The organism is Methylobacterium sp. J-026, from assembly GCF_022829585.1.
Classification (GTDB): Bacteria; Pseudomonadota; Alphaproteobacteria; order Rhizobiales; family Beijerinckiaceae; genus Methylobacterium.
Genome location: NZ_JAKSYC010000029.1, coordinates 1 through 2062, shown reverse-complemented (window position 1 = coordinate 2062; position 2062 = coordinate 1). Strand labels below are relative to the sequence as shown.

General features: G+C 68.4%; 6 protein-coding genes. 5 read left to right on the top strand and 1 reads right to left on the bottom strand.

What is annotated here, in order from left to right; genetic code table 11:
• The first annotated feature begins 169 nt into the window (after nt 1-169).
• Genes MKK69_RS01165 through MKK69_RS01155 form a run of 3 tightly spaced genes read left to right on the top strand, consistent with a single transcriptional unit; the run spans nt 170 to nt 1109 of the window.
• Complete coding sequence (locus MKK69_RS01165) at nt 170-430, top strand: hypothetical protein (protein WP_243964837.1); 261 nt, start codon at nt 170-172, stop codon at nt 428-430.
• Nucleotides 431-441: 11 nt separating this feature from the next.
• On the top strand, nt 442-744 hold the full coding sequence (locus MKK69_RS01160) for a hypothetical protein (RefSeq protein ID WP_243964836.1): 303 nt from the start codon (nt 442-444) through the stop codon (nt 742-744).
• The gene (locus MKK69_RS01155) at nt 741-1109 is read left to right on the top strand and encodes a hypothetical protein (protein WP_243964835.1); all 369 of its coding nucleotides are present in this window, start codon (nt 741-743) and stop codon (nt 1107-1109) included. Before MKK69_RS01160 ends, MKK69_RS01155 begins: the two co-directional genes overlap by 4 nt.
• A 23-nt stretch (nt 1110-1132) precedes the next feature.
• Here the strand turns inward: MKK69_RS01155 and MKK69_RS01150 are convergent, their stop codons facing one another.
• On the bottom strand, nt 1133-1345 hold the full coding sequence (locus tag MKK69_RS01150; protein ID WP_243964834.1) for a hypothetical protein: 213 nt from the start codon (nt 1343-1345) through the stop codon (nt 1133-1135).
• 90 nt (nt 1346-1435) lie between these two features.
• Here MKK69_RS01150 and MKK69_RS01145 point away from each other — a divergent pair, with 90 nt between their 5' ends.
• Nucleotides 1436-1780 carry a hypothetical protein gene (locus tag MKK69_RS01145; RefSeq protein ID WP_243964832.1) on the top strand — a complete coding sequence of 115 codons (345 nt, stop codon included), beginning with the start codon at nt 1436-1438 and terminating at the stop codon, nt 1778-1780.
• A 47-nt stretch (nt 1781-1827) separates the two neighbouring features.
• Nucleotides 1828-2062: hypothetical protein (locus MKK69_RS01140; RefSeq protein WP_409564764.1), on the top strand; the 235-nt coding region annotated here is incomplete at its 3' end.

Here is a 2062-nt window from a genome sequence, read left to right as displayed (position 1 = left end):
GCGTCCACCGTGAAGCCGGCATCATTCGCGTAGACGCCTGCGGCGCTCTCGTCCTGCCAGTCGGGGGCCAGGTCCGCGCGATCACGGCGACGGAAATCCGGTTCGGCCACCTAACCCACCGCGAGAAGCCCGGTCAGCCGGAAGGCGTACCGATCTGGGAGTTCGGCCGGTGATCCCCGCCGCCGACTCCTGGGGCCCGTTCGCGGTCGACCTCGACCTTGCTGAGCGCAGGGCGCGGCTGAGGTGCCTGCGCGCCATCGTCCACCTGTCGACCGGCCCGCGCGGGCAGGCCCTCACCGATCTGCTGCGCCGAGCCGAACAGGATGCCGGGCTGCTGGCGCCGTCCCTGTCCGCCCTCACCGCCCTCGACCCGCTCGACAAGCGCCGTGTCTGGGCGAGCTACGCCGCCCTGAACCGTCCCGCCGTCTGAAAGGAGACGCCATGCCCCGCAAGTCCGATCCCGACCGCCTCCCCCACCCCGGCCGTACCTCGGCCGAGCGCCGCGCCCTCGACCGCATCGGCTGCGGCGAGCCGCCCCGGTGCTCCCCGAAGACTCTGCGCAATCTGCTGGACGCGGGGCTGATCGTGAACCAGGGCGGCGAGACCCGCCGCGACGCCCTCGGGTCCTACCGGGTCCCGAGCTACGCGATGCCGATCCCGGTGCACTACGCCTGGTGCAGCGCCGTCGCCTTCACCGACGAGGAGATGGAGGCTTTCGAGCGCGAGCTGGAGGCACAGGCATGAACCAGCCCGCCACCCCCATCGAGGCCGCTGCCGACGCCCTGCTTCAAGTCATCGTAAGGGGTGATCTGGAGCGTCGACAAGCACCTAACCTCGGCGCGATCCCGGCCGGTCCCCCATCTTGGCACGATGCAACAGTGATCCCGCACTATGGCGAACTGGACCTGCCCGGGCTCACCACGGACCCAATCAGCACTGCTTGCCGGGCCGAGCTGCGCCGGATTGGCGACGCTATCTACGCAGCCGGTGGCTCCGACGCATTGGGCGCGGCGATGATCTCGGTCGCGAAGATGGATCTTACGAACGCGGAGTGGCGCACCATCATCCTGAAGAGCGTGTGGGCAGGGATCGGAGTGTCGGTCTCGTGACCCAGCGCCTGCAAGCCTGCGACCTACCTCTCGGCTACTGCTGGCTGGGTCTCCTGCGAGCAGCGCTTGAGGCTTTGTTTCACGGTCGTCTTGGTGCGATCGGCTGCGTGCTGCTCATCGGTGGTAGGCCGCGCCTGCGGCCATCCATTCTCGCCAAGCCGCTTCCGACCGGCGCACTCACTGGCTTCACGTTCTTTCTCGGACAGATTTGCGCTGCCGCTTCGGTCGTAGGCCATGGGGCCCTCCTGACCCTTAACCAACTCCTCGATGGGTCACGGGTTCGGGATGCAGGTGGACTACCCGTTGCAGATAATTAGGAGTTCAGCATGAAGCGTCCGCTGACCACTGACTTCGCTGCGCCGTCACCCAGCCAGGCACCACAGGCCGAGCCCGAGCAACCGCCCGCCCCGACTTGGCGTGAGGTCGCCCCAATCATGTCGGCCCTAATCATCATCCTCGAGGCGATCGAGACCGGGCCGAAGGCTGGCCCTGCGATGAGGGCTTACCGCTCAGCTATGCGCCGGCAAGGAGCGGCGGCATCGGCGTTAGGCGGGCAAGAAGCCATGAATGCTGTGCTGCACCAGGTTCGGGAGATCGACCCCATCCGCGCCGAGCAGCGTCAAGCGCTCGTCCGCGAGGCCTGGACGGGGCTCCCCGGATGGCGCCCATGACACCCCCTCGCGCACGCGCGCCCGTGAGCGAGCAGAGTGTGCAGGGTGTGAGCGGCGACATCGTCACGCCCGCTGCAATCCTGGCCCTTCTGGACGGCATTGAGCAGCATGGCCTGAACGCTCCGGCCGCTCTCGCCTTCTGGTCCGCCCTGCGCCGCAAAGGCATCGAGGCGGACCATGCCGGCGGTCTCGCGGCCTTAGACGATCTGATGGGGGCCGTAGTCGGCGCCGGCCCGAACCGCGCCGATGCCAGAACCGCGATCCTGCGCGCGGCTTGGGCTG

Bases quoted from the DNA above. Each gene is read 5' to 3' on its own strand.
- MKK69_RS01145 (WP_243964832.1), top strand. From the start codon at position 1,436: ATGAAGCGTCCGCTGACCACTGACTTCGCTGCGCCGTCACCCAGCCAG.
- MKK69_RS01160 (WP_243964836.1), top strand. From the start codon at position 442: ATGCCCCGCAAGTCCGATCCCGACCGCCTCCCCCACCCCGGCCGTACC.
- MKK69_RS01155 (WP_243964835.1), top strand. From the start codon at position 741: ATGAACCAGCCCGCCACCCCCATCGAGGCCGCTGCCGACGCCCTGCTT.
- MKK69_RS01150 (WP_243964834.1), bottom strand. From the start codon at position 1,345: ATGGCCTACGACCGAAGCGGCAGCGCAAATCTGTCCGAGAAAGAACGT.